This is a genomic window from Streptomyces sp. NPDC051740, assembly GCF_044453165.1.
Taxonomy (GTDB): domain Bacteria; phylum Actinomycetota; class Actinomycetes; order Streptomycetales; family Streptomycetaceae; genus Streptomyces; species Streptomyces atrovirens.
Window position 1 is genome coordinate 275,905 of record NZ_JBITCL010000001.1, and the last position, 19,997, is coordinate 295,901.

Genomic DNA, 19,997 nt, shown 5'->3' on the forward strand with positions numbered 1-19,997 from the left:
AGAGCTATGAAGACAGGCAGCCCCGCGCCTGCCGCTGGCGAACTGCGCTGGTTCAAGAGCAGCTACAGCGCGGGCAACGGCGGTGATTGCGTCGAGGTCGCGGACGCCGGTACGGCCGTGCTGATCCGTGACTCCAAGCGCCCAGACGTGGCGATCATCAACGTGCCGTCCGCTCAGTGGACGGCGTTCGTGCGGATGGCCGCAGGCGTCTGAGACGAACGAGGGGCGGTGGGAAGCCGTTCGCGTTCCCCACCGCCCCTCACTCATGCCCGAAGGGCACTGCTCCGCTCACTCGCTTTTCTTCTGCCGCCCGCGCGTCTTCTTCTCAGGACGCCAGTTGACGAGATCCGCCTCGGACAGCTGGCGCTCCGCGCGGCCGGTCTCGACACGGCTGCGGATCAGTCCGAGGGGAACAAGGCGAAGGAGCGGAGACCGGCGAAACTGGCGAGGAGGATCCAGGCCGCCAGGGAATCCGGGGCCGGCCGCCGAGCGAAGGCGAGCGGAGCGGGAGCGCGCGGCGTCGCTGGTCTCGTCGATGAGGAAACGCGATGCGGCGACAGTCCGCCGCGGCGCTCGTAGGATGCCCGGATGCCCAACCCGATACGGACGAGCCGCCGCACGTGGGTTGCCGCGTGGGTGGTGCTGTGCGCGGCCGGTCTTGCCGTCACCGCCGGACTGAACGCCTCCTCGGCACCGGACCCGCAGCCCGAGAGGCCCGTCAGCGCCGAGTGCGCCGAGTACGTCGCGGACATCGAGGCGCGGCTGGCCGAGGCCAAGCAGGAAGGCGAGGGAGACGGAGTGCTGACCTTCTCCCGAGTCCAGGCGGGGACCGGGGACGACTGCCACGACGAACTCCGCGACCGCCTCCGGGACGATCGGTGAGCCGCGGTGCACGGCTCGCCGTGACGGCGGGACTGACCTGCGTCGGTGCCGTGGCGATCATCGCCGTGGGCGCCACGTCGGAACCGGAACCGGAACCGGAACCGGAAGCCGGAGCCGCGGCCCGCACCGTCGCGGGTGTACTCCTCCTGCCTGGCGGCGGCCGTGGCGATCGTGGTTCCGAGCGGGACGGGGGCGCTGGCCGCTCCGGCCGCGGGGGGCGAGGACGTCATCGTCTACGTGGGCTCCGGCGGGACGTCGTTCGCCGGGCTCTCGGGAAAGTCGTTCCCGCGGGCGGCGGGGAGGGCCGGCCTCACCGCACAGAGTCCGGTCGGATCCCTGCGTGACGCCCAGGCCGTGCTCGAGGCCAGGAACACGGGGAACGCGACGATCATGCTCCGCGGCAACACCTACAAGCGCTAGGCGGGCGGCGCCGGCCGGAACAGCGTCGCCGGCAGCGCGAAGGACGGGCCGCGCTGTCAGTGGGGCCCGTTACCTTCGGGCCATGTCGATCACCGCACAACTGCGCGACTCGGTGAGGCTGCCGGGTGGCCGCGCACTGGTCAACGGCTTCGCGCTGGAAAGCCGTGGGGACGGTTCCCGCCGCGCCCTGCTCCGGAACGGGCACGAGCTGGAGGTCCACGACCTCCGCGAGCTGTTCGCGGGGGAGCGCGCGCCGACGGCCGTCTTCCCTCTTCCCTGGCCCCGGTGGGACCACGGCGTCCACTCGGTGAGCCCGGACGGCACCTTCGCGGTCTTCTCGGGACAGCGCGCGGTACGGGCCATGGGGACGGACGGGAAGACGCTGTGGGAGTACCGGCACGACTGCTGGGGTCCCGAGCTCGATCACCCGCACACGGGCGACGAGCAGGAGGTGTGCCGCGGTTCGGAGCACGGCTCCTGCCGGATATCGGACGACGGCCGGCTCGTATGGGCGCACGTGGTGGCGGAGCCGAAGCCGGGCGACCGGCAGGAGCGCTGGGTGGTGCTGGACGCCGATGACGGACGGGAGTTGGGGTGGCTGCCGCTGGTGGACAGTGCGGCGGCCGGCTCGCACCACCTCTCCCACCCGGACGGTGTCCACATGGGGCTGAGCATCGGCATGGGCCAGGACGGCATCCTGCTGTACTGGGCGCGCCGGGACGGCGGGAAGCTGACCGGCTGGGACGTGAACGAGGGCCTGGACCGCATCCTGACGGACGTCCACGCGGGACACCCCGGCTTCCTCACGGTCGAGCACTACGGGGCGGACCTGCGCCTGCACGCCCTGGACGGCACGGTGATCGCCGAGCAGGAGCCAGGGGCGGCCGATGATGACGACGACGATGACGACGAGACCTACTGGGACTACGGCTGCGGCTTCGTCGACGCCGACACCGTCATCGCCTCGACGGTCGAATCCGACGAGGACCCGGAGAAGGCCCGCCACTGGCTGCTCGACGCGCACACGTTGCGCATACGCGGGGTGGTCACGTACCCGACGGGCCCCGTCGACAGCCACGTACGCCCGCTCGGCGACGGGACCTGGCTCACGTACGACGACAGGAGCGAGACGCTCCACCGCTGGGCGCGGGCGGCGGCACCCGGGACGGGGTGACCTGCTCGTTCACTCTCCTGACGCAACTGAGGGGAAGCGCGGTGGAGTCGGACCGGGACCTCGGGGCACGGCTGGGGTTCCCTTCCCGGAACCGGCCGGCGAAAGAGCCACCGTCCATGTGATCACCGCCTGGAACCCCCGTGGCCGTACCGCGTCGGCCGACACCGACACCCGTGCCCGCCGGCGGCCGTACCGCGTCAGCCGACACCGACACCCGTGCCCGCCGGGACGTGCCCTGCTCAGTGGAGGCAGAGGCAGAACGGGTGACCGGCCGGGTCCGCGTAGACCCGCCAGTTGGTTCCCGGGCGGAGCTGGTCCGTCCGCTCCAGCACGGTCGCGCCGAGGGCGAGCGCCCGCTTCTCCTCTCCGTCGAGGTCGTCCACGTCGAAGTCCAAATGGAGCTGCTGCGGGCGGTCCTGGCCGGGCCATTCGGGCGGCCGGTAGCCGTCGACCCGCTGGCAGGCCAGCGGAATCCCCTCGAAGCCGTGCACCTCGACCCACTCGGGAGCGTCCGGGTCCGCGACCACCCGGCCGCCGAGCAGATCCGCGTAGAACTGCGCGAGCCCGGCTGGATCGGCGCAGTCCAGTGCGACCATCTGCAGCTTTCGAATCACTTCCGGCACCCCTCGCCTCTTCGGCCGTTTCCGCGACACTCCCGTACGGGAGGGGCCGTACCCGCCACCGCGGCGGACATGCGCGGCAGGTGCTTTCGGGCCGGTCGGGACGACCGTGTACGCGTCGGTCCGGCGCGTACGCACCAGGGCGGGCGGGTCGGGAGACCGGTCTGGCGGCGTTGGCTCACAGATCCGTCGGTTCCAGCGCCCCCAGCCGCGCCATCAGCCCCAGCCGGTCGTACTGCCACCAGCCCTCGACGATCTTCCCGTTGTCGCCGAAGCGGAAGATGGTCGTGCCCGTCATGGCGGCCTTCCTCCCCGTCGCCGGGACGCCGAGGAAGTCGCCCTTGTGGGTGCCCTCCCAGCTCCACCGGGTGCACACCCGGTCCCCCTGCGCGAGCTGGTCCTCGATCCGGAACGCGAAGTCGAAGCCGCCGCGCCACACGTCCATCTCGCGCCGGAGGTGGTCGAGGCCGATGACGTCCTGCTCGTTGGCCGGATCGTGGTCGTGGTAGTGCTCCTCGATCAGGCCCGTCATCGGGGAGAGGTCGTCCTCGGTGGCCAGGATCTCGAAGAAGCGCCGCGCGGAGTCCGTGTTCAGCCGCGCGTCGCGCACCACGTCCAGGTCCGTGAAGGTCGGCATGCCGTCACACAGGGCCACCATCTCCCGGAAGATCCGGTCGGTCTCCGGCAGCTTCGAGTTCCGCATCGCCTCCTCGTACGACGGGAACTCCACGATCTCGACGACGTGCGACGTGTCCGCGCGGTCCTTGCCGACCACCGCGTGCGTCGCCGTCCGCTTCCCCCTGGTCTGCTCGACCCACTGGTCCAGGAGCCGGTCCATCTCCTCGAACCGGCTGGTTTTGCAGTCGATGAGCTGTAGGAAGGTCATGGCTCTCGCCTCCGGTCCCCCCTTGCGTCCGGGTCGGTTCCGTCAGCACCCATTTTCTCCCGGGGAGCGGGGTCCGTCCCGCTGTGGCGGAGCGGCCGTCGGGCTATCCCTGCCGGGGCCCGTACTTCCGTCCCGTCCGCGACGAGATCCCGCCCAGCAATCCGCGCGGGACCAGCTTCGCCGCCCCCATCAGCGCCTTGTACCGCGGATCCGGGATCGACAGCGTCTTGCCCCGGGCCAGGTCGGCGAGCGCCGCCGCGGCGACCTTGTCCGCGTCCAGCCACATCCAGTTCGGGATGTTGTCCGTGCCCATCCCGGCCCGCGCGTGGAACTCGGTGCGCACGAAACCGGGGCACAGCGCCATCAGCCGCACGCCGTGGCCCGCGAGATCCTGTGCCGCGCCCTGGGTGAACTGCACGACCCACGCCTTGGACGCCCCGTAGGTCCCGCGCGGCACGAACGCGGCGGTCGAGGCGACGTTCACGACACCTCCGCGCCCGCGCCCGCGCATCGCCTCCACCGCCGCCGACGTCAGCCGGAGCACCGCCTCGCAGTGCACCTTGAGCATCCTCAGCTCGTCGGCCATGGGGACCTCGAGATAACGGCCCCGGTGGCCGAAGCCGGCGTTGTTGACCAGCAGGTCGACGGGGTTCTTGCGGTCGCCGAGGCGGCCGGCCACCGCCTCGATGCCCTTGTCCTCGGCCAGGTCGGCGGTCAGCACCTCCGCCTCGATGCCGTGGCGGTCGTGCAGCTCGGTCGCCTGTTCGCGCAGCCGGACGGTGTCGCGGGCGACCAGCACCAGGTCATGTCCGTCGGCCGCCAGCCGCCGCGCGAACGCGGCACCGATCCCAGCCGTCGATCCCGTAATCAGAGCCGTTGTCATGGCGCAAGAGTAGTTACCCGGAGGGGAGGCGTCCGCTTCGTGTCATCCCATGGACATGCCGTCAGGCCGTCGGCTCCGTCCCGTACTTCTCCACGTACGTCCGCGCCGTCGCCAGAGCCTCCGGATGCAGTGCCTCGCCCGCCGCCAGCAGCCGGGGCAGCAGCGTCCGCTCGGTCGTCACCGCGCGGAACTGCAGCGCGACCGTCACCTCGTGCTCCGGCCGGTGCACGATCCGCACGGCGTCACCCGCGCGTATCCCACCGGGCCGGATCACCCGGAAGTACGCCCCCGGCGCGCCCCGCTGCGTGAACCGCTTCACCCAGCCCTTCTCGCCCAGATGGCCCTGGAAGGTGCGGCAGGGGACACGCCCGGAGGTGACCTCCAGCACCACCTCGGGACCGACGGCCCAGCGCTCACCGATCAGGGCGCCGGACACGTCGATCCCCTCGGTGGTGAGGTTCTCGCCGAACATGCCGTTCGTCAGCGGGCGCCCCAGCGCGCGCTCCCACTCGTCGAGGTCCTCGCGGGCCACGGCGTACACCGCCTGGTCGTCCCCGCCGTGATGCCGCCTCTCGCACACCGCGTCCCCGGTCAGGCCGCTCCCGCCGACCCCCATCGGCCCCGGCGCCGCCACCCGGACCGGCCCGTCCACGGGCTGCTTGTCGATGCCGGTCACGCCGTCGCGCTGGTCCGTGTACGGCACGGCCTTGGGACGACCCAGGTTCACAGACAGAAGCTTCATGGGTCGCACGGTAAGCGATGAACGTCAAAGCGTCGACGCGTTATCCGGCGCCATGTCAAAGTCCGGCTTATCCTTGAGGTGTGATCGAAGCCCGTCACCTCCGCGTGCTGCGCGCCGTGGCCACCTCCGGTTCCTTCTCCGCGGCGGCCCGCGAACTGGGCTGCACCCAGCCCGCCGTCAGTCAGCAGATGAAGGCCCTGGAGGCGTCCGTCGGGACGCCCCTGCTCATACGCAGCGGCCGTGAGATGCGCCTGACGCAGGCCGGAGAGGCGCTGGTGCGGCACGCGGCCGGGATCATCGCCGGACTGACCGCCGCCGAGGAGGAGGTCGCCGCCATCGCCGGGCTCCGCGCGGGCCGGGTCCGGCTCGTCTCCTTCCCCAGCGGCAGCTCCACACTCGTCCCCACGGCCCTCGCCGCCCTGCGCGCCGCCCATCCCGGCACCCGGGTCTCCCTGGAGGAGGCCGAACCGCCCCGCTCCGTGGAGATGCTCCGCGAGGGCGACTGCGACGTGGCCCTCGCCTTCCGGTACGAGGGGGCGGCGGGCGCCGAGGAGTGGGACGACCTCGTCGTACGGCCGCTGCTGTCTGACCGGCTGGTGGGGCTCGTGCCCGAACGGCACCGGCTCGCCCGCGCGGAGTCCGTCGCCATCGGCGAGCTCGCCGACGAGCCCTGGATCGCCGGCTGCCCGCGCTGCCGGGGCCAGCTGGTCGAGGTGTGCGAGACGGCCGGCTTCACCCCGCGCATCGACTTCGCGACCGACGACTACCCGGCCGTCGCCGGACTGGTCGGCGCCGGACTCGGGGTGGCGGTGCTGCCCCAGCTCGCCATCGAGTCGGTACGGCCCAGGGGAGTGCGCACCGTGGCGCTGGAGCCCGCCGTGCGCCGGGAGATCGTCGCGCTCACCCTCCCGGACCTCGCCCAGGTGCCGGCGGTCACCGCGACGCTGGAGAAACTGGCCGGGGCGGCTGCCCGGTAAGGGGGTCCCGGGTGCGCGGTCACCGCGCGTGAGGAGCGGTTGGTCACCCCCAGTGACGGAGCAAGGGCACGCGTACGGGCCCCGTCTTCCTGGAGAAACGTTCCTTCAGTTGTTCGAGGCGGTGTGCCCGCCGCCGGCCGATGCCGACACCAGCCGGTTGCGCGCCCGCCCCATCAGTTCTTCGCGCTCGTCCTCGGTCAGTCCGCCCCACACGCCGTACGGCTCGCGTACCGCCAGCGCGTGTGCGGCGCACTCGGCGCGCACCGGGCACCTCATGCAGACCTCTTTGGCCGAGTTCTCGCGAGCGCTCCGAGCCGCCCCACGCTCGCCCTCCGGGTGGAAGAAGAGCGAGCTGTCCACCCCGCGGCAGGCAGCCAGGAGCTGCCAGTCCCACAGGTCCGCGTTCGGTCCGGGAAGGCGGGAGAAATCTGCCATTGCGTGACCCCTTGTAGCCGTTCTGGGCGGATCCGGTGTCCACGACCGTACAACTACGATCAAAGGAGATGAAAATATGACTCATTGCGAATCTAGCCCCGGACACCAACAAAGGGGAAGAAAAGGGGCTGAATGGGGCACGGGTTGTGGTGAAAGTTCGGAGGTCCGTCGCGCGTATCTCCATCGTGTCCGTCTCCTCACGTAGAGTGCCGAAGGTGGCAGACGGCCCCGTAACTCTTTCGAGTGACCGTCGTTGAGAGTGCGAGGCGGTTGAAGGAACAAGCGCTCGGACGGACGTCCGAGACGGTCGACCGCACAGGTGACGATTTCGTACCAGCCTGGAGGCTCAAGGTGACGCGCATCAGCTGCGGAGGGCGGCCATGACTTCCGTCCTCGTCTGCGACGACTCCCCGCTTGCCCGAGAGGCGCTCCGCCGCGCGGTTGCGACCGTGCCCGGCGTCGAGCGCGTGACCACGGCCGCCAACGGCGAGGAAGTCCTCCGCCGCTGGGGAGCCGACCGCTCGGACCTGATTCTGATGGACGTACGCATGCCCGGTCTGGGCGGCGTCGAGACGGTCCGGCGACTGCTGTCCGCCGACCCCGGAGCGCGCATCATCATGCTCACGGTCGCCGAGGACCTCGACGGTGTGGCGCTCGCGGTGGCGGCCGGCGCGCGTGGCTATCTGCACAAGGACGCCTCCCGCGCGGAGCTGCGGGCCACGGTCACACAGGCGCTCGCCGACCCGACCTGGCGGCTCGCCCCGCGACGGCTGCGCTCCGCCGAGATGGGCGCGGCGCCCACACTCACCGCGCGTGAGATCCAGGTCCTCGAAGGCATGAGCCACGGCCGCTCCAACGCCGAGATCGGCCGCGAGCTGTTCCTCTCCGAGGACACTGTCAAGACACACGCGCGGCGGCTCTTCAAGAAGCTCGGCGCGTCGGACCGGGCCCACGCGGTGGCGCTCGGCTTCCGGTGGGGCCTGGTGCGCTAGGGCCGGCTCGCGTCGGGACCAGGCGGGGCAGCGAGCAGGGCCCCGGGCCCTGCACCGCGGGACGGCGGCGGAAGCCGGGGCGTGTGTGTGGCCTGGCGGGGTTCGGGGGCAGGTGCCCGGCGGTTTGGATCGGCGGGCAGCCGGGCGCGGCCGGCGCGGAAGCGAGGGCCCCGGGTTCGGCACGATCCGCACGAGAGGCCCTGGGCCCCTTCCGCCTCGGACCGGTCCACCCTGGCGAGCGGCGCCTGTGAACACTCCTGTCCGGGCCCGGCCACTGGGACCAGCGCAGCACACCCGTGTGACCGGCCACGCACGCACCGGGCCCGAGCGAAGCCCGCCGGCCACGAGGTCCCGCGCCCTGACGGGACGTGGTTCCTGCGGGGCACGGAGCCTGCGGCTGCGCGGGGTGCGCGGTGCGCTTCCGGTGACGGTGGGTATGCGGGTTGTGGCTCCGGGCGGTGTCTTTTCCGGTGTGCGGATCGTGACTCCGCGCGGTCCGTTGTCGGTGGGCGCGGGATTCGTGGTTTCGCGCGGTCTGTTGTCGGTGGGCGCGGGATTCGTGGTTTCGCGCGGTCTGTTGTCGGTGGGCGCGGGATTCGTGGCCTCGCGCGGTGTGCTGTCGGTGTACGGAAAGTCCGTGGCTGCGGTGGCGTGCCGCAGGTGGGGTGAAACCACTGGTCCCGCGCGACGCGACACGGACCCACGGACCCGAACCGAGCCGCACGGCAGACCATGGAGCCGACCGAGCGGGTCCCGGGGCAGGCCGCGCCGGCCCCGGAGCACACCGAGTCGGCAGAGTCCGCCGGATCCGCCGGACCTGGGATGTGCAAGCCCTCGTCGTCGGCTGTGCTCGAAGCGCGGGCATGCCTGTCGTCCGCCGCGCGGGGTGTGGAAGCCCCGTGGTCGGTCGGGCCTGGGGTGCGGGCGTGCCCGTTGTCCGCCGCGCGGGGTGCGGGGCTCTGTCGTCGGTCGGGCCCGGAGTGCGAGGGCCCTCGTCGTCGGTCGCGCCCGGAGCGCGGGCATGCCTGTCGTCCGCCGCGCGGGGTGTGGAAGCCCCGCCATCCGCCGCGCCCGGGGTGCGAAACCCCCGTCCACCAGCGCCTCGGCGGCAGCCGCCAGGCGCCCACTGCTCGTTTCGCCGCGGATGCCGCATCCTTGAGGTGTGGAGTTCCTCGGGGACGAGTCGGTCGAGCGGAAGGGGAGGGCGCAAGGGATGAGTTCCGGCGCACCTGCTCATAACGCTTCGGTGCACAACCAGGGACACGGTGCCGCGGACCAGACGTCCGCAAGGCACCATGGACCGATGCGCGACGACGAGGCGGGCACTGCCCAAGGGGCGATCGGTGCGCTCGTCCATCGCGCGGTCGACGGAGACGAGCAGGCCACGCACGATCTGCTCGCCCATGTCCACCCCCTGGCGCTGCGCTACTGCCGCACCCGTCTGTCGAGGCTGCCCGGCGACGCCCGGCACTTCGTCGAGGACCTCGCCCAGGAAGTCTGCGTCGCGGTGCTCCTCGCGCTGCCCCGCTACAAGGACACCGGCCGGCCCTTCGAGGCGTTCATCTTCGCCATCGCCTCCCACAAGGTCGCCGACCTGCAGCGCGCGGCGATGCGGCACCCCGGCTCGACGGCCGTGCCCTCCGACGAGATGCCCGAACGCCCCGACGACTCCCTCGGCCCGGAGGAGCGCGCCCTGCTCAGCAGCGACGCGGAATGGGCCAAGAAACTGCTGGCCAACCTGCCCGAGAACCAACGCGAGCTGCTTCTGCTGCGGATCGCCGTGGGCCTCACGGCGGAGGAGACTGGACAGATGTTGGGAATGTCACCCGGCGCCGTCCGGGTGGCCCAGCACCGCGCGCTGAGCCGGCTGCGCGCCCTGGCGGAGCAGTAACCCCCGCCACCGCGCCGCCCCTTCGGCATACGAACGGAATATGAACGGAAGACCAGCCGTTCCCGTACGAACATACGAAGCCCGGAGCCGTGCGGAACCGTGGAATGAGACACCCGCGCTTCCCGTTAGCATGGACATCCGCACCGATCAAGGCCATTTGGGGAAGGTGTCATGACTGCCAACGTCGACGGAGTGCCCGGTAAATTCGCGACACTCGGGCTGACCTACGACGACGTGCTGCTGCTGCCGGGCGCGTCGGACATGGCGCCCGACCAGATCGACACCGCCTCGTACGTCTCCAAGAACGTGCGGGTCAACATCCCGCTGCTGTCCGCCGCCATGGACAAGGTCACCGAGTCGCGCATGGCGATCGCGATGGCCCGCCAGGGCGGCGTCGGCGTTCTGCACCGGAACCTGTCCATCGAGGGCCAGGCCAACCAGGTCGACCTGGTGAAGCGCTCCGAGTCCGGCATGGTGACCGACCCGATCACCATCCACCCGGAGGCCACGCTCGCCGAGGCCGACGCCCTGTGCGCCAAGTTCCGCATCAGCGGCGTCCCGGTCACCGACGGCAACAAGAAGCTGCTCGGCATCGTCACCAACCGCGACATGGCCTTCGAGACCGACCGCTCCCGTCAGGTGCGCGAGGTCATGACGCCGATGCCGCTGGTCACCGGCAAGGTCGGCATCTCCGGCCCGGAGGCCATGGAGCTGCTGCGCCGTCACAAGATCGAGAAGCTTCCGCTGGTCGACGACGGCGGCGTCCTCAAGGGCCTGATCACGGTCAAGGACTTCGTGAAGGCCGAGAAGTACCCCAACGCCGCCAAGGACGCCGAGGGCCGGCTGCTGGTCGGTGCCGCGGTCGGTGTCGCCGGTGACGCGTTCGAGCGCGCCCAGGCACTGATCGAGGCGGGCGTCGACTTCATCGTCGTCGACACCGCGCACGGCCACTCCCGCCTGGTCGGCGACATGGTCGCCAAGATCAAGTCGAACTCCTCCGGCGTCGACGTCATCGGCGGCAACATCGCCACGCGTGACGGCGCCAAGGCCCTCGTCGACGCGGGCTGCGACGGCATCAAGGTCGGTGTCGGCCCCGGCTCCATCTGCACCACGCGCGTCGTCGCCGGCGTCGGCGTCCCGCAGGTCACGGCGATCTACGAGGCCGCGCTGGCCGCCAAGGAGGCCGGTGTCCCGGTCATCGGCGACGGCGGCCTGCAGTACTCCGGCGACATCGCCAAGGCCCTCGTCGCGGGCGCCGACACGGTGATGCTGGGCTCGCTGCTCGCGGGCTGCGAGGAGTCCCCGGGCGAGCTGATGTTCATCAACGGCAAGCAGTTCAAGTCGTACCGCGGCATGGGCTCGCTCGGCGCCATGCAGACGCGCGGCGACCGCAAGTCGTTCTCCAAGGACCGCTACTTCCAGGAGGGCGTCGCCTCCGACGAGCAGCTCGTGCCCGAGGGCATCGAGGGCCAGGTGCCCTACCGCGGCCCGCTCTCCTCGGTCGTCCACCAGCTGGTCGGCGGCCTGCGCCAGTCGATGTTCTACGTCGGCGGCCGGACCGTGCCCGAGCTCCAGGACAACGGCCGCTTCGTACGGATCACCTCCGCGGGCCTCAAGGAGAGCCACCCGCACGACATCCAGATGACGGTCGAGGCACCGAACTACAGCCGCAAGTAGTCAGAAGAGGCCTTCCTGGGCGGTCCCGGACACCTCCGGGACCGCCCTCGGCGTGTCCGTCGGGGATACTGGAAGGCGCTGCAACGCATCAGGGAAAGGCCACAGACGTGACTGAGATCGAGATCGGGCGCGGCAAGCGCGGCCGCCGGGCGTACGCCTTCGACGACATCGCCGTCGTCCCCAGCCGCCGTACGCGGGACCCGAAGGAGGTCTCGATCGCCTGGCAGATCGACGCCTACCGCTTCGAGCTGCCGTTCCTGGCCGCTCCCATGGACTCGGTCGTCTCGCCGGCCACGGCGATCCGCATCGGCGAGCTCGGCGGCCTCGGCGTGCTGAACCTCGAGGGCCTGTGGACGCGCTACGAGGACCCGCAGCCGCTGCTGGACGAGATCGTCGGCCTGCCCGCCGAGGTGGCCACCCGCCGCCTCCAGGAGATCTACGCCGCTCCCATCAAGGAGGAGCTGATCGGGCAGCGCATCAAGGAGGTGCGCGACTCGGGCGTGGTCACCGCCGCCGCGCTCTCCCCGCAGCGCACCGCCCAGTTCTCCAAGGCCGTCGTCGACGCGGGCGTGGACATCTTCGTCATCCGCGGTACGACGGTGTCGGCGGAGCACGTCTCCGGCGCGCACGAGCCGCTGAACCTGAAGCAGTTCATCTACGAGCTCGACGTCCCGGTGATCGTCGGCGGCTGCGCCACGTACACGGCCGCCCTGCACCTGATGCGCACCGGTGCGGCGGGCGTCCTCGTCGGCTTCGGCGGCGGCGCCGCGCACACCACGCGCAACGTGCTCGGCATCCAGGTGCCCATGGCCACCGCGGTCGCCGACGTGGCCGCAGCCCGCCGCGACTACATGGACGAGTCCGGCGGCCGGTACGTGCACGTCATCGCGGACGGCGGTGTCGGCTGGTCCGGCGACCTGCCCAAGGCGATCGCCTGCGGCGCGGACTCCGTGATGATGGGCTCCCCGCTGGCCCGCGCGACGGACGGTCCGGGGCGGGGCAACCACTGGGGCATGGAGGCCGTCAACGAGGAGCTGCCGCGCGGCCAGAAGGTCGACCTCGGCACGGTGGGCACGCTGGAGGAGATCCTCACCGGCCCGTCCCACAGCCCCGACGGCTCGATGAACCTCTTCGGCGCCCTGCGCCGCGCGATGGCCACCACCGGCTACAGCGAGCTGAAGGAGTTCCAGCGCGTCGAGGTGACGGTCGCGGACTCGCAGCACCGGCGGTAGTCCTTCGCACGTTGCATGAAGGGGCCGGTCACCCGGGTGGGGTGACCGGCCCCTTTCGCGTGTCCGCGTGCGCGGACGGGGCGCCCATATCCGAGGGCGGGCTATGGGCCGTCTCCGCAAGGCCCACCGCCTGGGACCGGATCCATCTGCGGATGGTGAAGTTCCGGAGGAGGCGTGTCGTGTGGCTTTGCGGAAAGTGAGCGGCCACCGTTCCTTCGAACTGAGCAGGAGTGAGCCCGTCCAGCCGCACGCCCCGAACGGTCTTGAGCGCACTGGTCCCCGGCATACTCAACCCCAGGACGGCGACACGCATCGTGTGCGTGGTCCGGTCCCAGGAGGCCAGTTCCCTGCGTGACCTGCTACGCACGTACGGCCGGAGGCGACGAGGAGGCCCCGAACCATCACTCCGGTGGAGCGGGGGCCCCGCACGCCCGGCGCCGTACCAGCGCCCAGATCGCACGATCACGTTAGCCCGGTCGGCCGAGTGCAGCGCAAGCCCGCGGGTATGCCTTCACTCGATCGAGTCAACTTGTCCTCCGCGTACTCCCTGGTAGGCGTTACCGACCCGTCGGCCATCCGGCGCTCCCTCACAACCGATGCGCCGCCCCCGTAGGAGTGGCCCCCCGCGTGTCCAGCATCAGCTGGGCCTTCACCGACAGGCCCTGGAGGTCGTACGTGCGGTGCTGCTGGAGGAGGATCGTCAGGTCGGCGTCGGCGGCGGCCTCGTAGAGGGAGTCCGCGCGGGGGACGGGGTGGTCGAGGACGTTCCAGGACGGCACGTGCGGGTCGTGGTAGCTGACGGAGGCGCCCAGCTCCATCAGCCGGACCGCGATCTCCTGGGCCGGGGATCCCTGCCGGTCGGCGAGGTCGGGCTTGTAGGTGACGCCGAGGAGCAGTACCCGCGCGCCGCGCGCGGACTTGCCGTGCTCGTTGAGGAGGGCGGCGGCACGCTGCACGACGTAGCGGGGCATGCGGCCGTTGACCTCCTGGGCGAGTTCCGCCATGCGCAGGGTGCGGCCCGCGTGGGCGGTCAGGTCCTGGGGGACGGCGTGGCCGCCGACGCCGGGGCCGGGGCGGAACGCCTGGAAGCCGAAGGGTTTGGTCTCCGCGCATCTGAGGACGTCCCACAGGTCGATGCCCAGGTCGTGGCAGAGGGCGGCCATCTCGTTGACCAGGGCGATGTTGACGTGCCGGAAGTTGGTCTCCAGGAGTTGTACGGTCTCCGCCTCGCGCAGGCCACGCGCGCGTACCACCTTGTCGGTGATCCGCCCGTAGAAGGCGGCGGCCGACTCCGTGCAGGCGGAGGTGAGGCCGCCGATGACCTTCGGGGTGTTGGCGGGAGTGTGGTCGCGGTTGCCGGGGTCGACCCGGCTCGGGGAGTAGGCGAGGTGGAAATCGCGCCCCGCGTGGAGGCCCGAACCCGATTCGAGCAGGCGCAGCAGGGGGCCCTCCGTCGTTCCGGGAGGCACGGGGGACTCGAGGATCACCGTGGTGTGCGGGCGCAGCCGGGCGGCGAGGGTGCGGGCGGCCGTCTCCACCTGGCCCAGATCCAGCCCGCCGTCCGCACCGCGCGGAGTGGGTGCGCAGATGACGGCGGTGCGCACCCGGCCGAGCTCGGCGGCGTTGGCGGTCGTACGGAAGCCCCGCGCGAGCATGCGGCGCTGTTCGGCGGCGCTGAGGGAGCCCTCCTCGGGGCCGGTCCGGTAGCCGATGGTGGAGATGCCGGCGGCGACGGCGGCCTGGGCCAGGGGCAGGCCGTACGGGCCGAGTCCGATGACGGCGAGATCTGCGGGCATGGCGTGGGCCGTCCTTCCCAATAACCGGAGTGCGACAGGTGCGCAAGCCCTGTGGACTGGACAGGCGAGCGCAATGTCAGACTAGGAGTAAATATGACCGATATAGGGGATTGGTCGGCTGAGTTTCGGTGAGTCGTTCCGCTGGGGGTTGTCCACAGGCTGGGGTCCGTGGTGGCTGAAGTCGGGCAAGCCGGTCAGAATTTGGGCATGAGGGTGGGGGACCGGGCTTCGCCCGACGGGTGCGGCCGATGCGACCGATGAGCGGGAGGCAGCGGTGAGGACAGCGACACTGGGGCCGGCGCAGCGCGCCGAATCACTCGCGTCCATGGCCGAGCACGAGCTGGACGTGCTGGTGGTGGGCGGCGGAGTGGTCGGCGCGGGTACGGCGCTCGACGCCGCGACGCGCGGCCTGTCCACGGGCCTGGTCGAGGCGCGTGACTGGGCGTCGGGCACCTCCAGCCGGTCCAGCAAGCTGATCCACGGTGGCCTGCGCTATCTGGAGATGCTCGACTTCGTGCTCGTACGGGAGGCGTTGAAGGAGCGCGGCCTGCTGCTGGAGCGGCTCGCTCCGCATCTGGTGCGCCCGGTGCCGTTCCTGTACCCGCTGCAGCACAAGGGCTGGGAGCGGTTGTACGCCGGATCGGGCGTCGCGCTGTACGACACCATGGCGATGGCCCGGGGGCGCGGGCGCGGCCTGCCCGTGCACCGTCACCTGACCCGTAGTCACGCACTGCGGGTGGCACCCTGTCTGAGGAAGGACGCGCTGGTCGGAGCCCTGCAGTACTACGACGCCCAGATGGACGACGCCCGGTTCGTGGCGACGCTGGTGCGCACGGCGGCGGCGTACGGCGCGAAGGCCGCCAACCGCGCGAGGGTCACGGGGTTCCTGCGCGAGGGCGAACGCGTCGTGGGCGCCCGGGTGCAGGACGTCGAGGGCGGCGGCGAGTACGAGATCCGCGCCAAGCAGATCGTCAACGCCACCGGGGTGTGGACCGACGACACCCAGGCGATGGTCGGCGAACGCGGACAGTTCCACGTACGCGCCTCGAAGGGCATCCACCTGGTCGTCCCCAAGGACCGCATCCACTCCACGACCGGGCTCATCCTGCGCACCGAGAAGTCCGTGCTGTTCGTCATACCCTGGGGCCGGCACTGGATCGTGGGCACCACGGACACCGACTGGGACCTCGACAAGGCGCACCCGGCCGCGTCCAGCGCGGACATCGACTACCTGCTGGAACACGTGAACTCGGTGCTCGCGGTGCCGCTGACGCGGGACGACGTGGAGGGTGTGTACGCCGGTCTGCGGCCGTTGCTCGCCGGTGAGTCGGACGCCACGAGCAAGCTGTCCCGCGAGCACACCGTGGCGCATCCCGTGCCCGGACTCGTCGTGGTGGCGGGCGGCAAGTACACGACGTACCGGGTCATGGCCAAGGACGCGGTGGACGCGGCGGTGCACGGACTCGACGTGCGCGTCGCCGACTGCGTCACCGAGGACACGCCGCTGGTCGGCGCCGAGGGCTACCACGCGCTGTGGAACGCGCGGGCGCGCACAGCCGCACGCACCGGCCTGCACACGGCACGGGTGGAGCACCTGCTGCACCGGTACGGCGCGTTGGCGGAGGAGGTCCTGGACCTCATAGCCTCGGACCCTTCGCTGGGCGAGCCGCTCCGGGCCGCCGACGACTATCTGCGTGCCGAGATCACCTATGCCGCCTCGCACGAGGGCGCGCGGCACCTGGACGACGTGCTGACCCGGCGCACCCGCATCTCCATCGAGACGTTCGACCGGGGGACGCGCAGCGCCCGTGAGGCGGCCGAGCTGATGGCGCCGGTGCTGGGCTGGGACAAGGACCGGATCGAGCGCGAGGTGCGGCACTACGAGAAGCGGGTGGAGGCCGAACGGGAATCGCAGCGGCAGCCCGACGACCTGACGGCGGACGCGGCACGGCTGGGGGCACCGGACATCGTGCCGTTGTAGCCGCAGGCCGCGGTTCGTGGGCTGTGGGCCGCTGGCCACCCGCCCGAATCACTCGAACGGGTGGCGGGATCCGGGATCTTCGTTCGGAACCCGGTCGTTCTAGGAGGTGCGAGGGCAGAACTCGGCCGCGAGCACCGCGGATTCGAGACCGGGGTCCGCCATCGCCTCCGTGTTCACGCGGAAGGTGAGGACACGCCGGCCGTCGACCGTGGCCGCGGTGCGCACGTAGCTGCCGGAGATACGCCCGTTGTGCCCCCACACCGTGGTGCCGCACGGAAGCGTCACAGGGAACAGGCCCATGCCGTACGAGCCGTGTGCGGTGCGGGTGTCGAGCATCTCGCGCAGCCGGCGCGGGGGCAGCAGTTCACCGCCGAGCAGGGCCGCGTAGAAGCGGTCCAGGTCGGCGAGTGTGGTCACCAGCTCGCCCGCGGCGCCGGCCACCCGCGGATCGAGCCGGGTGACGTCGGTTCCGTCGGTCGCGTAGGAGCGGCCGTGCGGCGAGGGCAGAGAGGTCAGGGAACCCGGGAAGGAGGTGCCCGTCAGGCGCAGCGGAGCGATGATGCGGCGCTCGGCCTCGGCGGCGTACGAGCGGCCGGTGACCTGTTCGACGACCAGGCCGAGCAGGACGTAGTTGGTGTTCGAGTAGGAGAAGCGGCCGGGGTCGGCCGGGGGGTGGGTGAGTGCGATGCGTACGGCCTGAAGAGGGAGGACCGGCACGGTGCCTCGCGTGTCCGCGGAGAAGTCGTACAGGCCGCTGGTGTGGGTGAGCAGGGAACGCAGGGTCAGCGCGCGGCCGTCGTTGCCCGCTCCCCGCACCAGGCCGGGCAGATGCTCCTCCACGGTGTCGGACAGCGACAGACGGTCTTCGTCGGCCAGTTGCAGGACGACCGTGGCGACGAACGTCTTGGTGATGCTGCCGGCGCGGAAGTGGTCGGCACGCTCGATACCCGGGCCGGCGTCGGCGTAGCGGGAGCCGGTCTCCTCCAGGGCCAGCAGGGCCGCGGCGGGGGCGCCACCCCGTGTGACCAGCAGCGGAAGGAGTGTGTCCGTGGGCGGGACGGCCGGGGCCGAGGAGGCGGTCGGGGCCAGGGCGAGCAGGGCCAGGGACACAGGAACGGCCAGTAGTGTCCGAAGCGGCGGCATCCCGGCTCCTCCCGTGTCGGAGGCCCATCATGCAGGGCGGGGGAACGCGTCCGTCACCCGGGTGCCGTGCGGGCCGGGCCCGGTGTGTGGCCAGAGGCACCCTGGGCGTCGACCACTTGTCGGGTGAGGGACAATGAAGGCTCTGTCAGGGCGGGTTGCATGAGGGGACGCATGTCGGAGGCGGAGCGGGCGGGGACATCCCGTCAGAACAAGAGCGCACGTCTCCTCGCCGGGCGGTACCGGCTGGGAGATGTGCTCGGCCGCGGCGGCATGGGCACGGTGTGGCGGGCCGAGGACGAGACCCTGGGGCGGACCGTCGCCGTCAAGGAGCTCCGTTTCCCGTCGAACATCGACGAGGACGAGAAGCGGCGGCTGATCACGCGGACCCTGCGCGAGGCCAAGGCGATCGCGCGGATCCGCAACAACAGCGCCGTGACCGTCTTCGACGTGGTCGAGGAGGACGACCGGCCCTGGATCGTGATGGAACTCGTCGAGGGCAAGTCGCTCGCCGAGGCCATCCGGGAGGACGGCCTGCTGGAGCCGCGGCGCGCGGCGGAGGTCGGCCTCGCCATCCTGGACGTCCTGCGCTCCGCGCACCGCGAGGGCATCCTGCACCGTGACGTGAAGCCGTCGAACGTGCTGATCGCCGAGGACGGCCGGGTCGTACTCACGGACTTCGGCATCGCCCAGGTCGAGGGCGACCCGTCCATCACCTCGACCGGCATGCTGGTCGGCGCCCCCTCCTACATCTCCCCGGAACGGGCCCGCGGGCACAAGCCGGGGCCGGCGGCCGACCTGTGGTCGCTCGGCGGGCTGCTGTACGCGGCGGTGGAGGGCACTCCGCCGTACGACAAGGGGTCCGCGATCGCGACGCTCACGGCGGTGATGACCGAGCCGCTCGACGAGCCGAAGAACGCGGGACCGCTCAGGGACGTCATCTACGGGCTGCTCAACAAGGACCCCGCCCAGCGGCTCGACGACAGCGGCGCCCGGGCCATGCTGAACGCGGTCCTCGACGCGCCCTCGCCCAAGGAGGCCGGGGAACCGGCGGACGCGACGAAGGTCGTGCCGCTGCCCGAGCTGCCGGACGGGCGGGCGGGCGCCGGGGGCAGGCGCGGCGAGGAGGCCGGGGAGAAGCTGCGGGGCGCGCTGCGTTCCGTGCGGAAGGCGGCGGTGGCGGCCGGCTCGGCCGGTGCCGCCGCGGCGACCCGCGTCAAGTCCGGCGGTGGCGGCGCCGCTTCGGCCGCCGAGCCGGCCGCGGGAACCAGGAGCACGCCGGCGGGTGCCTCCGGGACGAGGCCCGGCGTGGCGTCGTCCTCCGCCCCGGCCGTGAACCCTGCCGCGAAGCCGGCCCAGGCGTCCGGCCCGGGTGCGCAGGGGGCCGCGCGGCAGAAGCCGGCCACCGGTGGCCGTAGTTCGGGCTGGCCGGTGATGACGCCGCCGGACCTGCCGGCCAGGGCCGTGCCGCGGGCGCCGCTCACCGATGTGGTGCCGCGCCGGACGCTGATCATCATCGCGGTGGTCGTGGTGCTCGCCGTGCTCGGCACCGTGCTGGCCCTCACCCTCGGCGGCGACGACGAGGGTGACAAGGGAGCCAAGGGCAGCGGCGGGGGGACCGTCGTCAGCGGGACCCCGAGCGCCGACACCAAGGGTGACGAAAGCGACGGCACCCACACCGACGGCACGGCGACCGAGTCGACGGGCACGGGAACGGGAGCGGGTTCGGCGACCGCCACCGCGGGCGCCGGTGGATCGGCCGGGGACGAGGACGAGGCCGGGGAAGAGGCCGGGGAAGAGGAAGAGGACGGCGGCGGTACGTCGGCGGCGGAGACGTACAACGGGAATCAGGGGTACTCGATCGGGCTGCCCGAGGGATGGAAGTTCCAGTCGACGGGGGCCGCCGGGGACCGGTTCACCGGGCCGGACGGGCAGAAGCTGCTCATCGGCTGGACGACCACGCCGAAGGACGACCCGGTCGCGGACTGGAAGAACCAGGAACGCGCCATGGTGCGTTCCCAGTACCAGCGGATCCGTATAGAGGCGGTGGACTACCGGGGCTGGAACACGGCCGACTGGGAGTTCACCTATGTGGAGAGCGGGACCAAGTACCGGTCCATCGACCGGGGGACCGTCGTCGGCGACCGGCTCGGGTACGGGCTGATGTACACGGCCAAGGCCGCCGACTGGGGCAGCGATCAGCGCAAGGACACCTGGCGGACGCTGACGGAGACGTTCCGGCCGAAGTCCTGAGCATGACCGGTCCGCG

General features: G+C 71.6%; 18 protein-coding genes. 11 read left to right on the forward strand and 7 right to left on the reverse strand.

Features of this window, described 5'->3' with window-relative positions; all coding sequences use genetic code 11:
• The first annotated feature begins 6 nt into the window (after window positions 1-6).
• From ACIA6T_RS01425 to ACIA6T_RS01440, 4 genes are all read left to right on the forward strand, one after another.
• Complete coding sequence (locus ACIA6T_RS01425) at window positions 7-213, forward strand: DUF397 domain-containing protein (protein WP_399444505.1); 207 nt, start codon at window positions 7-9, stop codon at window positions 211-213.
• Window positions 214-588: 375 nt separating this feature from the next.
• Window positions 589-882 carry a hypothetical protein gene (locus ACIA6T_RS01430; RefSeq protein WP_399444506.1) on the forward strand — a complete coding sequence of 98 codons (294 nt, stop codon included), beginning with the start codon at window positions 589-591 and terminating at the stop codon, window positions 880-882.
• A gap of 162 nt (window positions 883-1,044) precedes the next feature.
• The gene (locus tag ACIA6T_RS01435; protein WP_399444507.1) at window positions 1,045-1,302 is read left to right on the forward strand and encodes a hypothetical protein; all 258 of its coding nucleotides are present in this window, start codon (window positions 1,045-1,047) and stop codon (window positions 1,300-1,302) included.
• Between the two features lie 82 nt (window positions 1,303-1,384).
• A complete protein-coding gene (locus tag ACIA6T_RS01440) occupies window positions 1,385-2,476 on the forward strand; it encodes a hypothetical protein (protein WP_399444508.1) in 1,092 nt (363 codons plus the stop codon).
• A gap of 239 nt (window positions 2,477-2,715) precedes the next feature.
• On the opposite strand, the gene ACIA6T_RS01445 is transcribed toward ACIA6T_RS01440, so the two are convergent.
• From ACIA6T_RS01445 to ACIA6T_RS01460, 4 genes are all read right to left on the reverse strand, one after another.
• Entirely contained in the window at window positions 2,716-3,090 is a 375-nt protein-coding gene (locus ACIA6T_RS01445) for a VOC family protein (RefSeq protein WP_399444509.1), read from the reverse strand.
• Window positions 3,091-3,274: 184 nt separating this feature from the next.
• Window positions 3,275-3,982: an ester cyclase gene (locus ACIA6T_RS01450; RefSeq protein ID WP_399444510.1), complete on the reverse strand. Its 708-nt coding sequence runs from the start codon at window positions 3,980-3,982 to the stop codon at window positions 3,275-3,277.
• 103 nt (window positions 3,983-4,085) lie between these two features.
• Window positions 4,086-4,865, reverse strand: a complete 780-nt coding sequence (locus ACIA6T_RS01455; protein WP_399444511.1) for an SDR family NAD(P)-dependent oxidoreductase — start codon at window positions 4,863-4,865, stop codon at window positions 4,086-4,088.
• A gap of 61 nt (window positions 4,866-4,926) precedes the next feature.
• A complete protein-coding gene (locus tag ACIA6T_RS01460; protein ID WP_399444512.1) occupies window positions 4,927-5,607 on the reverse strand; it encodes an MOSC domain-containing protein in 681 nt (226 codons plus the stop codon).
• An 80-nt stretch (window positions 5,608-5,687) separates the two neighbouring features.
• Here ACIA6T_RS01460 and ACIA6T_RS01465 point away from each other — a divergent pair, with 80 nt between their 5' ends.
• Window positions 5,688-6,584: a LysR family transcriptional regulator gene (locus ACIA6T_RS01465; protein WP_073932703.1), complete on the forward strand. Its 897-nt coding sequence runs from the start codon at window positions 5,688-5,690 to the stop codon at window positions 6,582-6,584.
• Between the two features lie 105 nt (window positions 6,585-6,689).
• Here ACIA6T_RS01465 and ACIA6T_RS01470 read toward each other — a convergent pair whose 3' ends face one another.
• Window positions 6,690-7,019 carry a WhiB family transcriptional regulator gene (locus tag ACIA6T_RS01470; protein ID WP_385048197.1) on the reverse strand — a complete coding sequence of 110 codons (330 nt, stop codon included), beginning with the start codon at window positions 7,017-7,019 and terminating at the stop codon, window positions 6,690-6,692.
• A gap of 380 nt (window positions 7,020-7,399) precedes the next feature.
• Between ACIA6T_RS01470 and ACIA6T_RS01475 the strand changes: the two genes are divergently transcribed.
• The 4 genes from ACIA6T_RS01475 to ACIA6T_RS01490 all read left to right on the forward strand — a co-directional run bounded on the left by ACIA6T_RS01475 (window position 7,400) and on the right by ACIA6T_RS01490 (window position 12,811).
• Entirely contained in the window at window positions 7,400-8,011 is a 612-nt protein-coding gene (locus ACIA6T_RS01475; RefSeq protein WP_003948568.1) for a response regulator transcription factor, read from the forward strand.
• Between the two features lie 1,303 nt (window positions 8,012-9,314).
• Window positions 9,315-9,902 carry a sigma-70 family RNA polymerase sigma factor gene (locus tag ACIA6T_RS01480; protein WP_030829597.1) on the forward strand — a complete coding sequence of 196 codons (588 nt, stop codon included), beginning with the start codon at window positions 9,315-9,317 and terminating at the stop codon, window positions 9,900-9,902.
• Window positions 9,903-10,073: 171 nt separating this feature from the next.
• Window positions 10,074-11,579 carry an IMP dehydrogenase gene (guaB, locus tag ACIA6T_RS01485; protein WP_399444513.1) on the forward strand — a complete coding sequence of 502 codons (1,506 nt, stop codon included), beginning with the start codon at window positions 10,074-10,076 and terminating at the stop codon, window positions 11,577-11,579.
• A gap of 107 nt (window positions 11,580-11,686) precedes the next feature.
• A complete protein-coding gene (locus ACIA6T_RS01490; protein ID WP_399444514.1) occupies window positions 11,687-12,811 on the forward strand; it encodes a GuaB3 family IMP dehydrogenase-related protein in 1,125 nt (374 codons plus the stop codon).
• Window positions 12,812-13,398: 587 nt separating this feature from the next.
• Here the strand turns inward: ACIA6T_RS01490 and ACIA6T_RS01495 are convergent.
• On the reverse strand, window positions 13,399-14,607 hold the full coding sequence (locus ACIA6T_RS01495) for a nucleotide sugar dehydrogenase (protein ID WP_399444515.1): 1,209 nt from the start codon (window positions 14,605-14,607) through the stop codon (window positions 13,399-13,401).
• A 274-nt stretch (window positions 14,608-14,881) separates the two neighbouring features.
• On the opposite strand from ACIA6T_RS01495, the gene ACIA6T_RS01500 reads away from it, so the two are divergent.
• Window positions 14,882-16,588 (forward strand): glycerol-3-phosphate dehydrogenase/oxidase, encoded by a 1,707-nt coding sequence (locus tag ACIA6T_RS01500; RefSeq protein WP_399444516.1) that lies wholly within the window; start codon window positions 14,882-14,884, stop codon window positions 16,586-16,588.
• A gap of 99 nt (window positions 16,589-16,687) precedes the next feature.
• Here the strand turns inward: ACIA6T_RS01500 and ACIA6T_RS01505 are convergent, their stop codons facing one another.
• On the reverse strand, window positions 16,688-17,731 hold the full coding sequence (locus ACIA6T_RS01505; RefSeq protein ID WP_399444517.1) for a serine hydrolase domain-containing protein: 1,044 nt from the start codon (window positions 17,729-17,731) through the stop codon (window positions 16,688-16,690).
• Between the two features lie 171 nt (window positions 17,732-17,902).
• Here ACIA6T_RS01505 and ACIA6T_RS01510 point away from each other — a divergent pair, with 171 nt between their 5' ends.
• Window positions 17,903-19,981 (forward strand): protein kinase, encoded by a 2,079-nt coding sequence (locus tag ACIA6T_RS01510; RefSeq protein ID WP_399444807.1) that lies wholly within the window; start codon window positions 17,903-17,905, stop codon window positions 19,979-19,981.
• The last annotated feature ends 16 nt before the right edge of the window (window positions 19,982-19,997 follow it).